Annotated in this window: 14 protein-coding genes; 5 read left to right on the forward strand and 9 right to left on the reverse strand. The window is 62.5% G+C overall.

What is annotated here, in order from left to right; translation table 11 throughout:
- Positions 1–29: 29 nt before the first annotated feature.
- The 8 genes from PMI16_RS04600 to PMI16_RS04635 all read right to left on the reverse strand — a co-directional run bounded on the left by PMI16_RS04600 (position 30) and on the right by PMI16_RS04635 (position 7,226).
- Positions 30–647: a Maf family protein gene (locus PMI16_RS04600; RefSeq protein WP_007876855.1), complete on the reverse strand. Its 618-nt coding sequence runs from the start codon at positions 645–647 to the stop codon at positions 30–32.
- A gap of 454 nt (positions 648–1,101) precedes the next feature.
- Positions 1,102–1,572 carry a 23S rRNA (pseudouridine(1915)-N(3))-methyltransferase RlmH gene (gene rlmH, locus PMI16_RS04605; protein ID WP_007876856.1) on the reverse strand — a complete coding sequence of 157 codons (471 nt, stop codon included), beginning with the start codon at positions 1,570–1,572 and terminating at the stop codon, positions 1,102–1,104.
- A gap of 17 nt (positions 1,573–1,589) precedes the next feature.
- Positions 1,590–2,327, reverse strand: coding sequence for a ribosome silencing factor (gene rsfS, locus PMI16_RS04610; RefSeq protein WP_007876859.1), 738 nt, complete (start codon positions 2,325–2,327; stop codon positions 1,590–1,592).
- The gene (locus PMI16_RS04615) at positions 2,327–3,019 is read right to left on the reverse strand and encodes a nicotinate-nucleotide adenylyltransferase (protein ID WP_007876860.1); all 693 of its coding nucleotides are present in this window, start codon (positions 3,017–3,019) and stop codon (positions 2,327–2,329) included. The genes rsfS and PMI16_RS04615 overlap by 1 nt, the downstream gene beginning before the upstream one ends.
- Entirely contained in the window at positions 3,010–3,921 is a 912-nt protein-coding gene (gene hemF, locus PMI16_RS04620) for an oxygen-dependent coproporphyrinogen oxidase (RefSeq protein ID WP_007876862.1), read from the reverse strand. Before hemF ends, PMI16_RS04615 begins: the two co-directional genes overlap by 10 nt.
- 202 nt (positions 3,922–4,123) lie before the next feature.
- On the reverse strand, positions 4,124–4,966 hold the full coding sequence (locus PMI16_RS04625; RefSeq protein WP_007876864.1) for a mechanosensitive ion channel family protein: 843 nt from the start codon (positions 4,964–4,966) through the stop codon (positions 4,124–4,126).
- Positions 4,967–5,199: 233 nt separating this feature from the next.
- Entirely contained in the window at positions 5,200–6,468 is a 1,269-nt protein-coding gene (gene purD / locus PMI16_RS04630) for a phosphoribosylamine--glycine ligase (protein ID WP_007876865.1), read from the reverse strand.
- A gap of 32 nt (positions 6,469–6,500) precedes the next feature.
- Positions 6,501–7,226: a YebC/PmpR family DNA-binding transcriptional regulator gene (locus tag PMI16_RS04635; RefSeq protein WP_007876866.1), complete on the reverse strand. Its 726-nt coding sequence runs from the start codon at positions 7,224–7,226 to the stop codon at positions 6,501–6,503.
- Between the two features lie 191 nt (positions 7,227–7,417).
- Here PMI16_RS04635 and PMI16_RS04640 point away from each other — a divergent pair, with 191 nt between their 5' ends.
- Genes PMI16_RS04640 through PMI16_RS25710 form a run of 5 tightly spaced genes read left to right on the forward strand, consistent with a single transcriptional unit; the run spans position 7,418 to position 13,676 of the window.
- Positions 7,418–8,962 (forward strand): helicase HerA-like C-terminal domain-containing protein, encoded by a 1,545-nt coding sequence (locus PMI16_RS04640; RefSeq protein ID WP_007876867.1) that lies wholly within the window; start codon positions 7,418–7,420, stop codon positions 8,960–8,962.
- Positions 8,963–8,973: 11 nt separating this feature from the next.
- Positions 8,974–11,520, forward strand: coding sequence for a DEAD/DEAH box helicase (locus tag PMI16_RS04645; protein ID WP_007876868.1), 2,547 nt, complete (start codon positions 8,974–8,976; stop codon positions 11,518–11,520).
- A 55-nt stretch (positions 11,521–11,575) separates the two neighbouring features.
- Positions 11,576–12,493, forward strand: a complete 918-nt coding sequence (locus PMI16_RS04650; protein WP_007876870.1) for a DMT family transporter — start codon at positions 11,576–11,578, stop codon at positions 12,491–12,493.
- Positions 12,494–12,530: 37 nt separating this feature from the next.
- Positions 12,531–13,505 carry a quinone oxidoreductase family protein gene (locus tag PMI16_RS04655; RefSeq protein WP_007876875.1) on the forward strand — a complete coding sequence of 325 codons (975 nt, stop codon included), beginning with the start codon at positions 12,531–12,533 and terminating at the stop codon, positions 13,503–13,505.
- Between the two features lie 9 nt (positions 13,506–13,514).
- Positions 13,515–13,676: a hypothetical protein gene (locus PMI16_RS25710; protein WP_007876877.1), complete on the forward strand. Its 162-nt coding sequence runs from the start codon at positions 13,515–13,517 to the stop codon at positions 13,674–13,676.
- A gap of 105 nt (positions 13,677–13,781) precedes the next feature.
- Here the strand turns inward: PMI16_RS25710 and PMI16_RS04660 are convergent, their stop codons facing one another.
- On the reverse strand, positions 13,782–14,450 hold the full coding sequence (locus tag PMI16_RS04660) for a DUF4136 domain-containing protein (protein ID WP_007876878.1): 669 nt from the start codon (positions 14,448–14,450) through the stop codon (positions 13,782–13,784).
- Between the last annotated feature and the right edge of the window lie 131 nt (positions 14,451–14,581).

Consider the following 14,581-nt stretch of genomic DNA (forward strand, 5'->3'; position numbering starts at 1 on the left):
ATGTGAATTCTTGGAAGAGCGGAGGCGGCTCACAGCGTGGCCGGCGGCAAGATGCGCAAGCCGGTGTTTTGCAGCAGTTGCGCCGTCTCGAACAGCGGCAGGCCCATGATGCCGGAGTGGCTGCCGGCGATGTCCTTGATGAAAATCGACGCCAGTCCCTGGATGCCGTAGCCGCCGGCCTTGTCGTAGGGTTCCTGGGTGGAGCAATAGGCGCGGATCATGTCGTCGGTCAGCGATTCGAAGACGACGTCGGAGTATTGCGTGGTCTGCCACATTTGTTCCTGGAAGGCGACGGCGATGCTGGTGAGCACCTGGTGCGTGCGGCCGGACAGGCGCGTGATCATCTCAACCGCTTCTTTCACGTCGGCGGGTTTGCCGAGGATCAGGTCGTCGACGACGACGGTGGTGTCGGCCGCCAGGATGGGGCGCATCGGCAATTGCCGGTACAGCATGGTCTGGCGCGCGCTCATGAGCTTGTCGCGCGTGACGCGGGCGACATAGGCCGCCGGTTTTTCGTGGGGGAGGACTTGCTCGTCGACTTCCTTGTCGTTGAGCAGCAATTCGAAATCGATGCCGATCTGGCGCAGCAGTTCGCGCCGACGCGGGCTTTTGGAGGCGAGGTAGATTTTTTTGTCAGCAAGTTTCATGAAGCAACACTTAGAACTCATTTCATAAATAGCTGCGAGTGCGAACGATCCTGTTTGGGAGGTAGTGCAAGGCGCGTCGCGCAGCCAAGGGTGCCCCTTGCTGGTCGCGTTCACGCTTGCAAGCGTGAACCGTTAAGCAGGCGGACAGCATGCTGTCCGAATTCCCTGCTACACCCCGTGGCAAGCGGCGCAACGCAGCAATACACCCAAACAGGACGTTCCCGAAGGGTTTGTCTCAGAAAGGGCGCTGGCCGCGTTGCGCTCCTTGCAGGAGTTTGCACATTCGGCACCGCTACGCGACGCGTCACGCGCCTTGCCAGCGCCCTTTCTGAGACAAACGCATCTCACAGCTATTTATGAAATGAGTTCTAGTATTTATCCGTACATCAGTGAGATGTTTCCATCTGCCCGATGTGCTTGCTTGTGTTCTTTTCCGACTCTGGTCTTTTACGCCTCATACGCGGTGATAAGGATGATTCTGCGTAATCGACCAGGCGCGATACAACTGTTCGGCCAGCAGTACGCGCACCATGCCGTGCGGCAGCGTCAGGCTGGAAATGCGCACCAGCATGTCGGCATTGGCCTTGAGACCGGGATCGAGTCCGTCGGCGCCGCCGATCACGAAGGCGACATCGCGGCCGTCCTGCTGCCACTGCGTCAGCAACTGCGACAACTGTACCGAGGTGATGTCCTTGCCGTGCTCGTCCAGCGCGATGATGCGGGCGCCTTTCGGCAGGGCCGCTTCGATCTTGCTGCGTTCCTGCGACATCACGGTTTCTGCGGTCCTGCTGCCGGAGCGTTCTATCGGTTTGATTTCTTTCAACAGAACCCGGCACTCGGCCGGCATTCTCTTGGCGTATTCGTTAAATCCCGATGCTATCCATTCCGGCATTTTGTGGCCGACGGCGGTAATGATGAGCTGCATGGCTCACACGACCGGCGTCAGGCCTTGGCTTTGGGACGTGCCGGACGCTTGGCGGCCGCTGCCTTTTTCGACGCGACGGCGCTTTTCGGCGTGGCGACCTTCACGGTTTTTCCGACCGCTTTTGAAGCCGGCGCCTTGCGCTTGACGGCAGTGCCGGTACCGGCGGCAGCCTTGGTCTTGGCGGCGCTGAGCGTGGTCGATGCACGCGGTGCACGTGTTGTCTTCGGCGCGGGTTTGGCTTCAGCAGTTGCCGCGGTGGCGCGCGGCTTGCGTGCCGGCTTCTTCGGTGCTTCGTCGTCGTCGATCGCCTGGCTGGCTTCAACCGCCTCGGCTTGCTCGCGGGTGCGGCGCATCTTGGTCGGCTTTTCGTCTTCGGCGGCCTTCTTGGCGGCGGCGGTGGAGGCCACGCGCTTGGCGGCGCCCATCTTCACTTCCTTGTCGCCCCAGATTTCTTCCAGGCGGTAGTAAGCGCGGATGGCCGGTTGCATGATGTGGACGATCATGTCGCCCAGATCGACCAGCACCCATTCGCCGGTGTCTTCGCCTTCGACGCTGACGACGTGGCCGCCCTTGGCCTTGACCTTGTCGCGTACCGATGCGGCCAGTGCCTTGGTCTGGCGGTTCGAGGTACCGGAGGCGATCGCCACGCGGTCGAACAGGCTGGTCAGATGAGTGGTGTCATAGATCTTGATGTCCTGAGCTTTGACGTCTTCCAGCGCGTCGACGACGGCTGTTTGCAGTTTTTTGATATCCATTAGTTTTGATAGAGATGATGTTGTTCGATATAGTCTAGCACCCTCGCCGGGATCAGCGACTCCGGTCTTTCGCCGCGTTGCAGCAAGGACCGGATCTCGGTCGACGAAATGTCGACCTCGAGACTGGATGCCAGATAGGCTTTGCCGTGCGAGGTGGTGCGTATTTCCTTTTCAGTGCCGGCACGGCGTGTGAATTCCTGCATGACAACGTCCGGCACCTGCGCGGAGTCGATGCCGAAACCGGGGCGCGAAGCGGCGCACAGGTGGGCGTAATCGAACAGCTGTTGCCAGCCTTGCCAGGTGTCCAGATGCTGCAATTGGTCTGCGCCCATCAGGAAAACGATGGAGACCTCGGGACCGAGCTCGGCCCGCAAGGCCTGCAAGGTATCGATGGTGTAAGTTGCCGTCGTGCGGCGGATTTCCTGTTGGTCGATCACCACAGGCACGTGTCCATGGCCGAACGCCAGCCGGACCATGTCCACGCGTTGCGCCGGCGTGGCTTGCAGGCCATGCTTTTGCCACGGGTTGCCCGCCGGAATGACGCGCAGTTCGTCCGGCCGCAGCAGTTCGACGAAATGATCGCCCAGCGCGACATGGCCGTTGTGGACCGGATCGAAGCTGCCGCCCAGGATGGCGATGCAGCGCGAAGCCGTGGTGGGCGGCGTAGGCAGAGCGGCCGCCACTAGATCCATTCCTTGTGCGGCAGGAAATCGGTATAGAGCCGTGCTTCCGGGCTGCCGTCCTCGGGCTGCCAGTTGTAGCGCCACTTCACCACCGGCGGCATCGACATCAGGATCGACTCGGTGCGCCCGCCCGATTGCAGGCCGAACAACGTGCCGCGGTCGAACACCAGGTTGAACTCGACATAGCGTCCGCGCCGATAAGCCTGGAAGTCGCGTTCGCGTTCGCCGTAAGGCGTGTCCTTGCGCTGCTGCAGGATAGGCAGGTAGGCATCGAGGAAGCGATCGCCGACGCTGCGGATCAGTGCAAAACTGTCGTCGAACGGCAGCGCATTGAAATCGTCGAAGAAAATCCCGCCGACGCCGCGCGCTTCCTTGCGATGCTTCAGATAAAAATACTCGTCGCACCACTTCTTGAAGCGCGGATGCAGTTCGTCGCCGAACGGCGCCAGCGCATCGCGGCAGCTGCGATGGAAATGCGTCGCGTCTTCCGCGAAGCCATAGTAAGGCGTCAGGTCCATGCCGCCGCCGAACCACCAGACCGGCTCCTGGCCTTCCGCCTTGGTCGTGAAGAAGCGCACGTTCATGTGCACGGTAGGCGCGTAAGGATTGCGCGGATGCAGCACCAGCGACACGCCCATGGCTTCCCATTCGCGGCCGGCGATTTCCGGGCGGTTGGCGGCAGCCGAGGGCGGCAGGTTCTTGCCCATCACGTGGGAGAAGCCGACGCCGCCGCGTTCCAGCGCATTGCCTTCCTCGATGATGCGCGAGGTCCCGCCGCCGCCTTCGGGGCGTTCCCAGGAGTCGGTCAGGAAGGTCTTGCCGTCGACATTTTCCAACGCCGCGACGATGCGGTGCTGGAGGTCTTGCAGATAGGCTTTAACGATAGAAGCGTTAGCGGATGATGATGTCACGGGGTGTCGTCGGTAGGGGGCGTGGCGGCAGCCGCAAAGGCGCTCTTTGGTGCACGCAAGAAAAATTACCCCCGCGATTGTACCCTGACAGGGGCTTCAGCGGATAGCCCGGAGCGCTTTTGGCGGCTCCGGAACAGGCTTGGCGAGGGAATTATGAGCAGATTGTCGCGAAAAGCGCGCACCTCAGGCGCACTCAGGCTGCTTATGCCTGCGGGGCAGCTTTGTCGGCGGTCGGATTGGCGACGCTGACCTGATACGTCGCCGGCGCCGGCCAGCCGGCTTCGGCGCATGTCTGGGCGATGGCCTGGTTGGTGTCGTTGTAGACCTGGCCGAAGTTCGGCGTCGGCGCATACAGGCGTACGGCCAGCAGCGTGCCAATGGCGTTGAACTCCAGGATAACGACGGCGACGGGCGGGTCGACCAGTACATTCGGAATGCGCGACACCTTGTCGGTCAGGCGCGCGATCGCCTCGGCCGGATCGACGCCGTAGGCAATCTGGCAACGCAGATCGACGCGGCGGGTCGGGTGGACGTTGTAGTTGGTGATGATGTCCGAGAACAGTTTGTTGTTGCCGATGATCACGCGCAGGTTGTTGTCGGTCAGCAGGGTGGTCGTCACCAGGCCGATGTCGGTCACGGTGCCGGTCTGGCCGGCTGCCGTGATGTAGTCGCCGACCTTGAACGGACGCAGCACCACCAGGAAGATGCCGGCGGCGAAGTTCGACAGCAGGCCCGACCAGGCCACGCCCAGCGCCACGCCGACGGCGCCGATCATGGCGGCGAACGAGGTGGTCGGCACGCCGCAGACTTCGAGGATGCCCATCACCAGCAGCACGCGCAAGATCACGTGAATCGCCGAAATGGCGTAGTTGATCAGCGTCGCGTCCACCTGGCGCGCCGTCAGCACGCGCCGCACGACCTTGGCGAAGGTGGCGATCAGCATGCCGCCGACGATCCAGATGACCAGTGCGGCCAGGACCTTGAGGCCGAACGGCACCAGATAGAGATTGATCAGGGTGTCCAGATTGAGCAGATGTTGTTGCATGCGTGTTCCTTTCTTGTATGCGTTGCGCGGATGGGGGACTTACGGCTTGCTTTGCGTCCCTGTCCACGTCGTCTGTGCGCGGTAATTGCCGGAGTTAGTTCTCCGCCGGCGCAATTTGTTGCAAACTCGTTGCAGATTCGGTGCGATTTTATGCAAAACGGCGGGATACAAAGAAAAAACCTCGCAAAACACGGGATTTTGCGAGGTTTTCCGCTGTTTCGCGTTTTACGGCATCAGCGCTTGATGGCGCGCCAGCCGATGTCGCGGCGCAGCTGCGCGCCTTCGAAATGGATCAGGTCGGCGGCGGCATAAGCCTGTTTCTGCGCAACCTTGACGCTGTCGCCCAGGCCCACGACGCACAGCACGCGGCCGCCGGCCGTGGTCAGCTTGCTGCCGTTCAGGACGGTGCCTGCGTGGAACGTGACACAGTCATCGGTTTCCGCCGGGATGTCGGTGATCAGGTCGCCCTTGCGCGGCGCATCCGGATAACCGGCGGCGGCCATCACCACGCCCAGCGCGGTGCGGCGGTCCCATTCCAGCTCGATGGTGTCCAGCGTTCCGGCCACGGCGTGTTCCATCACGGTCAGCAGGTCGGTCTTCAGACGCGCCATGATCGGCTGCGTTTCCGGATCGCCCATGCGGCAGTTGAATTCCAGCGTCTTCGGGTTGCCCTTGTCGTCGATCATCAGGCCGGCATACAGGAAACCGGAGAACGGGATGCCGTCCTTGGCCATGCCTTGCACGGTCGGCACGATGATTTCGCGCATCACGCGGGCGTGCAGCGCCGGCGTCACGATCGGCGCCGGAGAGTAGGCGCCCATGCCGCCGGTGTTCGGGCCCTGGTCGTTGTCCTGCAGGCGCTTGTGGTCCTGGCTGGTGGCCAGCGGCAGGATGTTCTTGCCGTCGACCATGACGATGAAGCTGGCTTCTTCGCCGGCCAGGAATTCTTCGATCACCACGCGCGCGCCGGCGTCGCCGAGCTTGTTGTCCGACAGCATCATGTCGACCGCGCCGTGCGCTTCTTCCAGCGTCAGTGCGACCACCACGCCCTTGCCGGCAGCCAGGCCGTCGGCCTTGATCACGATAGGGGCGCCCTTTTGATTGACGTAGTCGTGGGCCGCCTTGACGTCGGAGAAGGTCTGGTATTCCGCCGTCGGGATCGCATGGCGCTTCATGAAGGACTTGGAAAAATCCTTCGAGCTTTCCAGCTGTGCGGCTTCCTTCGTGGGGCCGAAAATCTTCAGGCCGCGCGCGCGGAACAGGTTGACGATGCCGGCGGCCAGCGGCACTTCCGGGCCGACCACGGTCAGCGCGACGTGTTCTTTTTCGACGAAATCGGCGAGTTCGTTGAGATCGGTGATCGCAACGTTTTCCAGGCGTTCGTCGAGCGCGGTGCCGCCGTTGCCCGGCGCAACGTAGACGGTTTGGATGCGTGGGGATTGGGCGATTTTCCAGGCCAGTGCGTGTTCACGACCGCCGGAGCCAACAACGAGGATTTTCATGGGATGGACTGATTAAGTTAAGTTGGCCGGCTTTATTCTTCGATGACGGCGTTGCTGTAAATCTCTTGCACGTCGTCGAGGTTTTCCAAAGCATCCAGCAGTTTTTGCATCTTGACGGCGTCGTCGCCGGTGAAGACGGTTTCGGTCGCGGGCTTCATGATGATTTCGGCCATCTCGGCCTTGAAGCCGGCCTTTTCCATCGCAGCCTTGACGACGGCGAAGTCATGCGGCGGCGTCAACACTTCGATGCCGCCTTCTTCGTCGGTGATGACGTCATCGGCGCCGGCTTCGAGGGCGGCTTCCATGACGGCGTCTTCGCTCACGCCCGGCGCGTACATCAGCTGGCCGCAGTGCTTGAACATGAACGACACCGAACCTTCGGTGCCCATGTTGCCGCCGAACTTGGAAAACGCATGGCGGACTTCCGCCACGGTGCGGATGCGGTTGTCGGTCATGCAGTCGACGATGATGGCCGCGCCGTTGATGCCGTAGCCTTCGTAGCGGACTTCTTCATAGTTGACGCCGTCCAGGGTGCCGGTGCCGCGCTGGATGGCGCGCGTGACGTTGTCCTTCGGCATGTTGGCGTCGGCAGCCTTGTCGACCGCCAGGCGCAGACGCGGGTTGGCGTCCGGTTCGCCGCCGCCCATGCGGGCTGCAACGGTGATTTCCTTGATCAGACGCGTCCAGATCTTGCCGCGTTTTTCGTCCTGACGGCCCTTGCGATGCTGAATATTGGCCCATTTGCTGTGTCCAGCCATGATGAATCTTTCCTGCCTTGATGAAACGCGCTCCATCCGGATCGTCGCGAAATTCACTGAATTTTCAGCAGATATCGGAGATTGACGAAAGGCGTTCTAGTTATAATCGACCGGGAATTTTACCATATCGTCCGACCCCCAAGCCGACCTCAGGCCATCCTCTTTATTGGTTTTTTCACTACATTCCTATCATGATCAATCCACTTCTCGTCGCCCGCAATCAGACCCAGGAACTGGCGCTGCTGCCCAATCTGGTCAATCGCCACGGCTGCATCACCGGCGCCACCGGCACCGGCAAGACCGTGACCCTGCAAGTGGTGGCGCAGGCCCTGTCCGACATCGGCGTGCCGGTATTCATGGCCGACGTCAAAGGCGATCTGTCGGGTTTGTCCAAGGCCGGCGTACTGACCGCCAAAGGCAAGGAGCGCCTGAGTTCGCTCGGCATGAGCGAGCCGGCCTGGGAAGCCTTGCCGGTGACGTTCTGGGACGTCTTCGGCGAAAAGGGGCATCCGGTGCGCGCCACGATTTCCGACATGGGTCCGCTGATGCTGTCGCGCATGCTGAACCTGAACGACACCCAGGAAGGCGTGCTGCAACTCGTGTTCAAGATCGCCGACGACAACGGTCTGTTGCTGCTCGACACCAAAGACCTGCGCGCCATGCTGCAACACGTCGGCGACAACGCCGCCACCTTCAAGACCGAATACGGCAACATCTCCGCCGCCAGCATCGGCGCCATCCAGCGCGGCCTGATCGGCATCGAGGAGCAGGGCGGAGACAAGTTCTTCGGCGAGCCCATGCTCAACATCGAAGACTGGATGCAGACCGACGCCAAGGGCAAGGGCGTGATCAACATCCTCGCGGCCGACAAGCTGCTCAATGCGCCACGCCTGTATTCGACCTTCCTGCTGTGGATGCTGTCCGAGCTGTTCGAGCACCTGCCGGAAGTCGGCGACCTCGACAAGCCCAAGCTGGTGTTCTTCTTCGACGAAGCGCATCTGCTGTTCGACGAAGCGCCCAAGCCGCTGCTGCAAAAGATCGAGCAGGTGGTGCGCCTGATCCGCTCCAAGGGCGTCGGCGTGTTCTTCGTCACGCAAAATCCGCTGGACATTCCCGACACCGTGCTGGGCCAGCTTGGCAACCGCGTGCAGCATGCCCTGCGCGCCTACACGCCGCGCGACCAGAAGGCGGTGCAGGCGGCGGCCGAAACCTTCCGCGCCAATCCGCAGCTCAATACCGCGACCGCCATCACCGAACTCGGCGTCGGCGAAGCGCTGGTGTCCTTCCTTGATGAAAAGGGCCGCCCGAACGTAGTCGAGCGCGCCTATGTCATGATGCCCGGTTCGCAGATCGGTCCGATCACCGACGACGAACGCAAGGCCTTCATCGCCTCGTCCGTGGTGGCCGGCGTCTACGAAAAAGTCGTCGACCGCGAATCCGCCTACGAAAAACTCAAGGGCCGCGCGGCTCAGCAACCCGATAATGCGCCGACGTCGGGTGCGCCTGCCAACACGACCGTGCCGGCTGAACCCGAATCTTCCGGCGGCGGTCTCGGCGATTTGCTGAAGGACGCTGCCGGCGGATTCTTCGGCAACAGCGCCGGAGGCAAGGGGGGAAGCAGCCGTCGCGAATCGCCGGTCGAAGCCATGGTCAAATCCGCAGCGCGCAGCATCGGCTCGCAGGTCGGCCGTGAAATTATTCGCGGCGTGCTCGGATCCTTGTTGAAGAAGCGTTGATCGATCAGTCCATGGCAGTTTCCGAGGACCATTCCTCATCGTCACTGAACGCCGCTGAAGTGCTGGGGCGCTTTCGCCCGCGTCTGACGCTGCACACCCTCACGCGCGGCGACGGCGTGTTCGGCCTGCGCCCGGGCGGACTGTTCGGGCCGCGCGGCGGCAACGTCACGGTCGCGCAAATCGACTGGACATATCAAGCGGGCGAGCACCTGCGTTGGGAAACTCCCGCACAAACCAGCCTCATGGACCAGAGCGCCGCCGCCACGCAAACCTTGTTCGATGCGAAAGGCCGCCAGGTCGTCATGCGCCGCAACCTGCACGCCGAAGCCGACGCGCTCGAAGCGATTCAGGCCGCCGGTCTGTTGCCGTTGCCGCCCGATGTCTTGCAGTGGCGCGCCGAGGACATGGCGACCTTGCTTGGGTTGCTACATGCGCCCTTATGGTCGCTGCTCTTGGAGAATAACTTCGGCGATTTCTGGGCCGATCAGGTGCCGCAATTGCAGGAGCAGGGCTGGACCATCGTCGTGCGTCCCGGCTTCGCGCATGAAAGCGTGCCGGTCGACGCCTGGCGTCTGATCGTCAGTCCCGAATCCGGCGCCGTACTCGGCAAGGAAGTCGCGAGCCGAATGCAGCAAGGTCGTCATAAAGTCATCGGCGATTTCGGTGAAGTCGGCCCCGGCCGCGCCGCATGGTGGCTGCTGACCATGGGTATCGAGATCGAGGGGCAGTCTTTCGACCTCGCGCCGATGCTGGCCGATCTGCTGCGCCGCGATGCGCGCTGGACCGACGTGCACAAGATCGCCGCCATCGACGACATCTCGGTCATTTCGCTGCGTGCCCCCGGTGGCAAACGCGTCGATGCGCTGGCGGCGCCGCTCAAAGTCATCGTCTCGGCCATGCTCGACCTGCTGACCGACCCGCGCCGCAAGGAAGGTGCGCTGCGTATTTCCGCATGGGACGCCGGCCGTCTGGAAGACATGTGCCTGCGCCTGGGCGACAGCGACGCCGCGCGCAGCGGCGCGCTGACCATGGAAAGCGACGTCGGCCTGAGCGCGCTGGCGCAGCGTCTGCGCACCGCCGGTGAGCCGCCGCCGGTCGCTGCGCCCGAAGGACTCGGCGTCACGCTGCGTCCTTATCAGCTGCACGGCGTCGCGTGGCTGCAATATCTGCGCGAACACAATCTGGCCGGCATCCTGGCCGACGATATGGGGCTGGGCAAGACGGCGCAGATGCTGGCGCATATCCTGATTGAAAAACAATCGGGCAGGCTCGATTGTCCGGCGCTTGTCGTCTTGCCGACTTCGCTGGTGTTCAACTGGCAGGCGGAGGCCAAACGCATGGCGCCGGCTTTGCGCGTGCTGGCGCTGCAAGGTCCGGAGCGTGAAGAAGATTTCGCGCGCATGGCCGACTACGATATCGTGCTGACCACTTATCCGCTGGTGTGGCGCGACCTCGACATGCTGGCGCGGCAGCCATTCCATCTGCTGATCCTCGACGAAGCGCAGACCGTCAAAAATGCCTCTGCACGCGCCGCGAGTGCGGTGCGCCGCCTGCGTGCGCGGCATCGCCTCTGCATGACCGGCACGCCGATGGAAAACCACCTCGGCGAGTTGTGGATGCAATTCAATTTCCTCATGCCGGGATTCCTCGGCGACGCCACCACGTTCGCGCGGCTGTGGCGCAAGCCCATCGAAGAAAACGGCGAGACGCTGCGCGCGCAATTGCTGGCGCAGCGCGTGCGCCCCTTCATCCTGCGTCGTCGCAAGGAGAATGTCGCAGCAGAATTGCCCGCCAAGACGGTCGCCGTCAAGCTGCTGCGCCTCTCGGGCGCACAGCGCGACCTCTACGAAAGCGTGCGCGTGGCCGCCGACAAGCAGGTGCGCCGCGTGCTGGAGCGCAAGGGCTTCACCGGCTCGCACGTGACGATCATGGATGCCTTGCTCAAGTTGCGACAAGTGTGTTGCGATCCGCTGTTGCTCAAGGGAGAAGGGGCAAGAAAAAGCGCGCCCGAAAACATCGAACGCGCCAAGATGGAAATGCTGCGCGACATGCTGCCGTCGCTGGTGGCGGAAGGCCGGCGCGTGCTGGTGTTTTCGCAGTTTACCGAGATGCTGGAGCTGATCGAAACCGAACTCGACGCCTTGCAGCTCGACTGGCTGTCGCTGACCGGCAAGACGCAGCCGGCACAACGCGGGGAGGTGGTGGCGCGGTTCCAGGGCAAGGGCGTGCCTATCTTGCTGATCAGCCTCAAGGCCGGCGGCATCGGTCTCAACCTGACGGCGGCCGACACCGTCATCCTGGTCGATCCGTGGTGGAATCCCGCCGTGGAAGAGCAGGCCATCGCCCGCGCCCATCGCATCGGCCAGGATCAGACCGTGCTGGTCTACAAGCTCATCGTTGAAGGCAGCATCGAAGAGCGCATCATGGAGCTGCAGGAGCGCAAGTCGGTGCTGGCCGAGGGCGTGCTGGGCAGCGACGCGGAACTCGCGCCCAAATTCGACGTCGCCGAACTCAATGCCTTGATGGCGCCGCTGAGCGCATCCATCCGGGCGAGCTGAACCCGGCAGCCGCCATACTCCGGCGCTCAGGGCCCGGAGCGTTTACAATCATGCGATGTCTTCCGCTACCATTTCCTCCTCCCTTTCCAAACGCCAGGCTTATCTCGGCGGTTTGCTGCTCGCCGTTGTCGGCGCCATTTTCTTTTCGGCCAAGGCGATCGTCGCCAAGCTGATGTACCGCTATCACGTCGATGCGGTGATGGTGATCAGCTTGCGCATGATGTTTTCTTTCCCGATGTTCGCCGTCGTGGCGGTCTGGCAGGCGCGCCATTCGCCGCCGCTGGCCGGCCGCGATTATGCCAAGATCGTCTTCCTCGGCCTGATCGGCTACTACCTGTCGAGCTTCCTCGATTTCCTCGGTCTGCAATACATCTCGGCCGGCCTGGAGCGGCTGATCCTGTTCCTCACGCCGTCGTTCGTGCTGCTGATCTCCTTCACGTTCTACAAGCGCAAGGTCGGCCTGGTGGAATGGGCCGCGCTGCTGGTGTCCTACCTCGGCACGGCGCTGGTGCTGCAACACGACATCAACACCGGCGGCAGCAACGTGGTGCTGGGCAGCGTGCTGGTGCTGGGAGCGGCGATTTCGTATGCGCTCTACCTGATCTTTTCCGGCGAGCTGGTGCGCCGCGTCGGCGCGATGCGTCTGGTGGCCTACGCCATGTGCGTGTCGTCGGTGGCGTGTATCGTGCAGTTCTTCATTTTGCGTCCGACTTCTGCGCTGGTGCAGCCGGTCGAGGTGTACCAGTTGTCGGCATTCAATGCCGTATTTTGCACCGTGCTGCCGGTGTTCCTGACCATGATCGCCGTGGCGCGCATCGGCGCGCCGAGCGCCGCGCAGGCCGGGCTGGTGGGGCCGGTGTCGACGCTGTTCCTCGGCGCCATGCTGCTGGATGAGCCGATCACGGCGATCCAGCTGGTCGGCACTGCGCTGGTGCTGTCGGGCATCTACTTACTGTCGCGTAAAAAGACTTAGCAAGAAATTTTCTTCAATCGCAACCCAGGAGACCGAAATGACAAAAGCAATCAGAATGTTCAAGACCGGGGGACCGGAAGTCATGGAATACGTCGACGTTGAAGTCGGCGATCCCGGTCCCGGCGAAGTCCGCATCCGCCACGCCGCCGTCGGCCTGAATTTCATCGACGTCTATTTCCGCATCGGCCTGTATCCGCAGCCGCTGCCGAGCGGTCTCGGCCAGGAAGGCGCCGGCACCATCGAAGCCGTCGGCGCCGGCGTGACCGACTTCAAGGTCGGCGACCGCGTCGCCTATGCCGGTCGTCCCAACGGCGCCTACGCCGAAGCGCGCGTGATGCCTGCCGACATCCTGGTCAAGCTGCCGGACTCGATCAGCTTCGACACGGCTGCCGCGATGATGCTGCAAGGCATGACCGTGCAATACCTGCTGCGCCAGACTTATCCGCTCAAGGGCGGCGAGACCATCCTGCTGCACGCCGCCGCCGGCGGTATCGGCCTGATCGCCTGCCAATGGGCCAGGGCACTGGGCGTGACCGTGATCGGCACCGTCAGCACCGACGAGAAAGCCGCGCTGGCCACCGCTGCGGGCTGCACCCACGTCATCAATTACAAGACCGAGAATTTCGTCGAGCGCGTTAAAGAACTTACCGGCGGCAAAGGCGTGCGGGTGGTGTACGACTCCATCGGCAAGGACACCTTCCTCGGTTCGCTCGACTGCCTGTCGCCGCGCGGCATGATGGTCAGCTTCGGCAACGCCTCCGGCCCGGTGTCGCCGTTCGGCGTAAGCGAACTGGCGTCGCGCGGTTCGCTGTTCCTGACGCGTCCTTCGCTGGGCAGCTATGTCGCCACGCGCGAAGCGCTCGATGCCACCGCCAACGACCTGTTCGCCATGGTCGAGAGCAAGAAGGTCAACATCGACATCAACCAGCGTTACGCGCTGAAAGACGTCGGCCAGGCCCATGCCGATCTGGAAGGTCGCAAGACCACGGGTTCCACCATTTTGATTCCCTGAGGAGCGATCTTGACCATCTCCGATCCGGGCAAGAGCCCAATGAATCATCCCGACGAACAGCCCTCCGGCACCGACGGCTCGCCCAAGTTCGGGCGTCTGCTGATCGTGCTGATCCTGGCGGTGCTGGTGATCGTGGCGATCACCTTCGGCAGTGAAGCGCTGTATTCCTGATCCGGCGTTCAGGTTCAGGCGAAAAAAATCCCGGTCTTGCTCAAGTGGCAAGACCGGGATTTTTGTTGGCGAGGTCAGTTTCCCAAGGTAAATCCTGAACCGACATTATTGCGTGGGTTTGGCCAGCGTAGCAGCCGGAGCTGCCGGAGCCGCCTTGTCCAGCTTCAGCACCACATGGCGCGACACGCCGCTGGGGCCGGGGAATTCCGAAAACGCGCTGCGCACCATGTAGGGCATCGCCATCGGCAAGGTCGCCTCGCGACCTTCGCTGTCGACCGTCACTTCATACAGCTTCTGATCGCCGGCTGCGCGCGCGATGGTCACATGCAAGCGCCGCTGGAATACCGGGAAAGCGGTGGTCTGCATCGGCGGTCCCCAGAACGGATCGTAGAACGGTCCGGGACCCCACGGGCCGAATGGCCGCCCGCGCCAGCCCGGATAGCCGGGGCCGTACCAGAAGGGATCGTACATCGGTTGCGTCACGACGATGGTGCCGGACTGCATGCCGTAGGCAAAAGACACCTTCAGCGCCGCAGCGTTGGCCGATGAGGCGTCGGTAAAGCCCAGGCGCAGCAATTCGGCGCGGATCAATTGTTCGTAATTGCTGTATTCGAGGCTGCCTTCCTGCTCCTTGGCGGGGGCGAAGACGAAGGATTTGTCCTTCAGGTCCGCAGGCCAGGCGTGGAAGGTCGTGACGTCGCTGGTGATGGTACTGGCGCATCCTGTGAGCAGGGCGCTGCCGGCAAGAAAAAGGGCGCCAAGCAAGCGGTTCATGGTGAGTCTCCGGTGGTTCTGGCAGGTCATGGGGTGAGCTGAGCGGCTTCGGTGAAATTTTTGGTGAATAATTGATCGTTGCAATCAGTGGTCTGAGATTGTGTCAGCCCAAGGGCCACAACGCAGTATTC

This window comes from Herbaspirillum sp. CF444 (assembly GCF_000282135.1).
Taxonomy (GTDB): Bacteria; Pseudomonadota; Gammaproteobacteria; order Burkholderiales; family Burkholderiaceae_D; genus Herbaspirillum.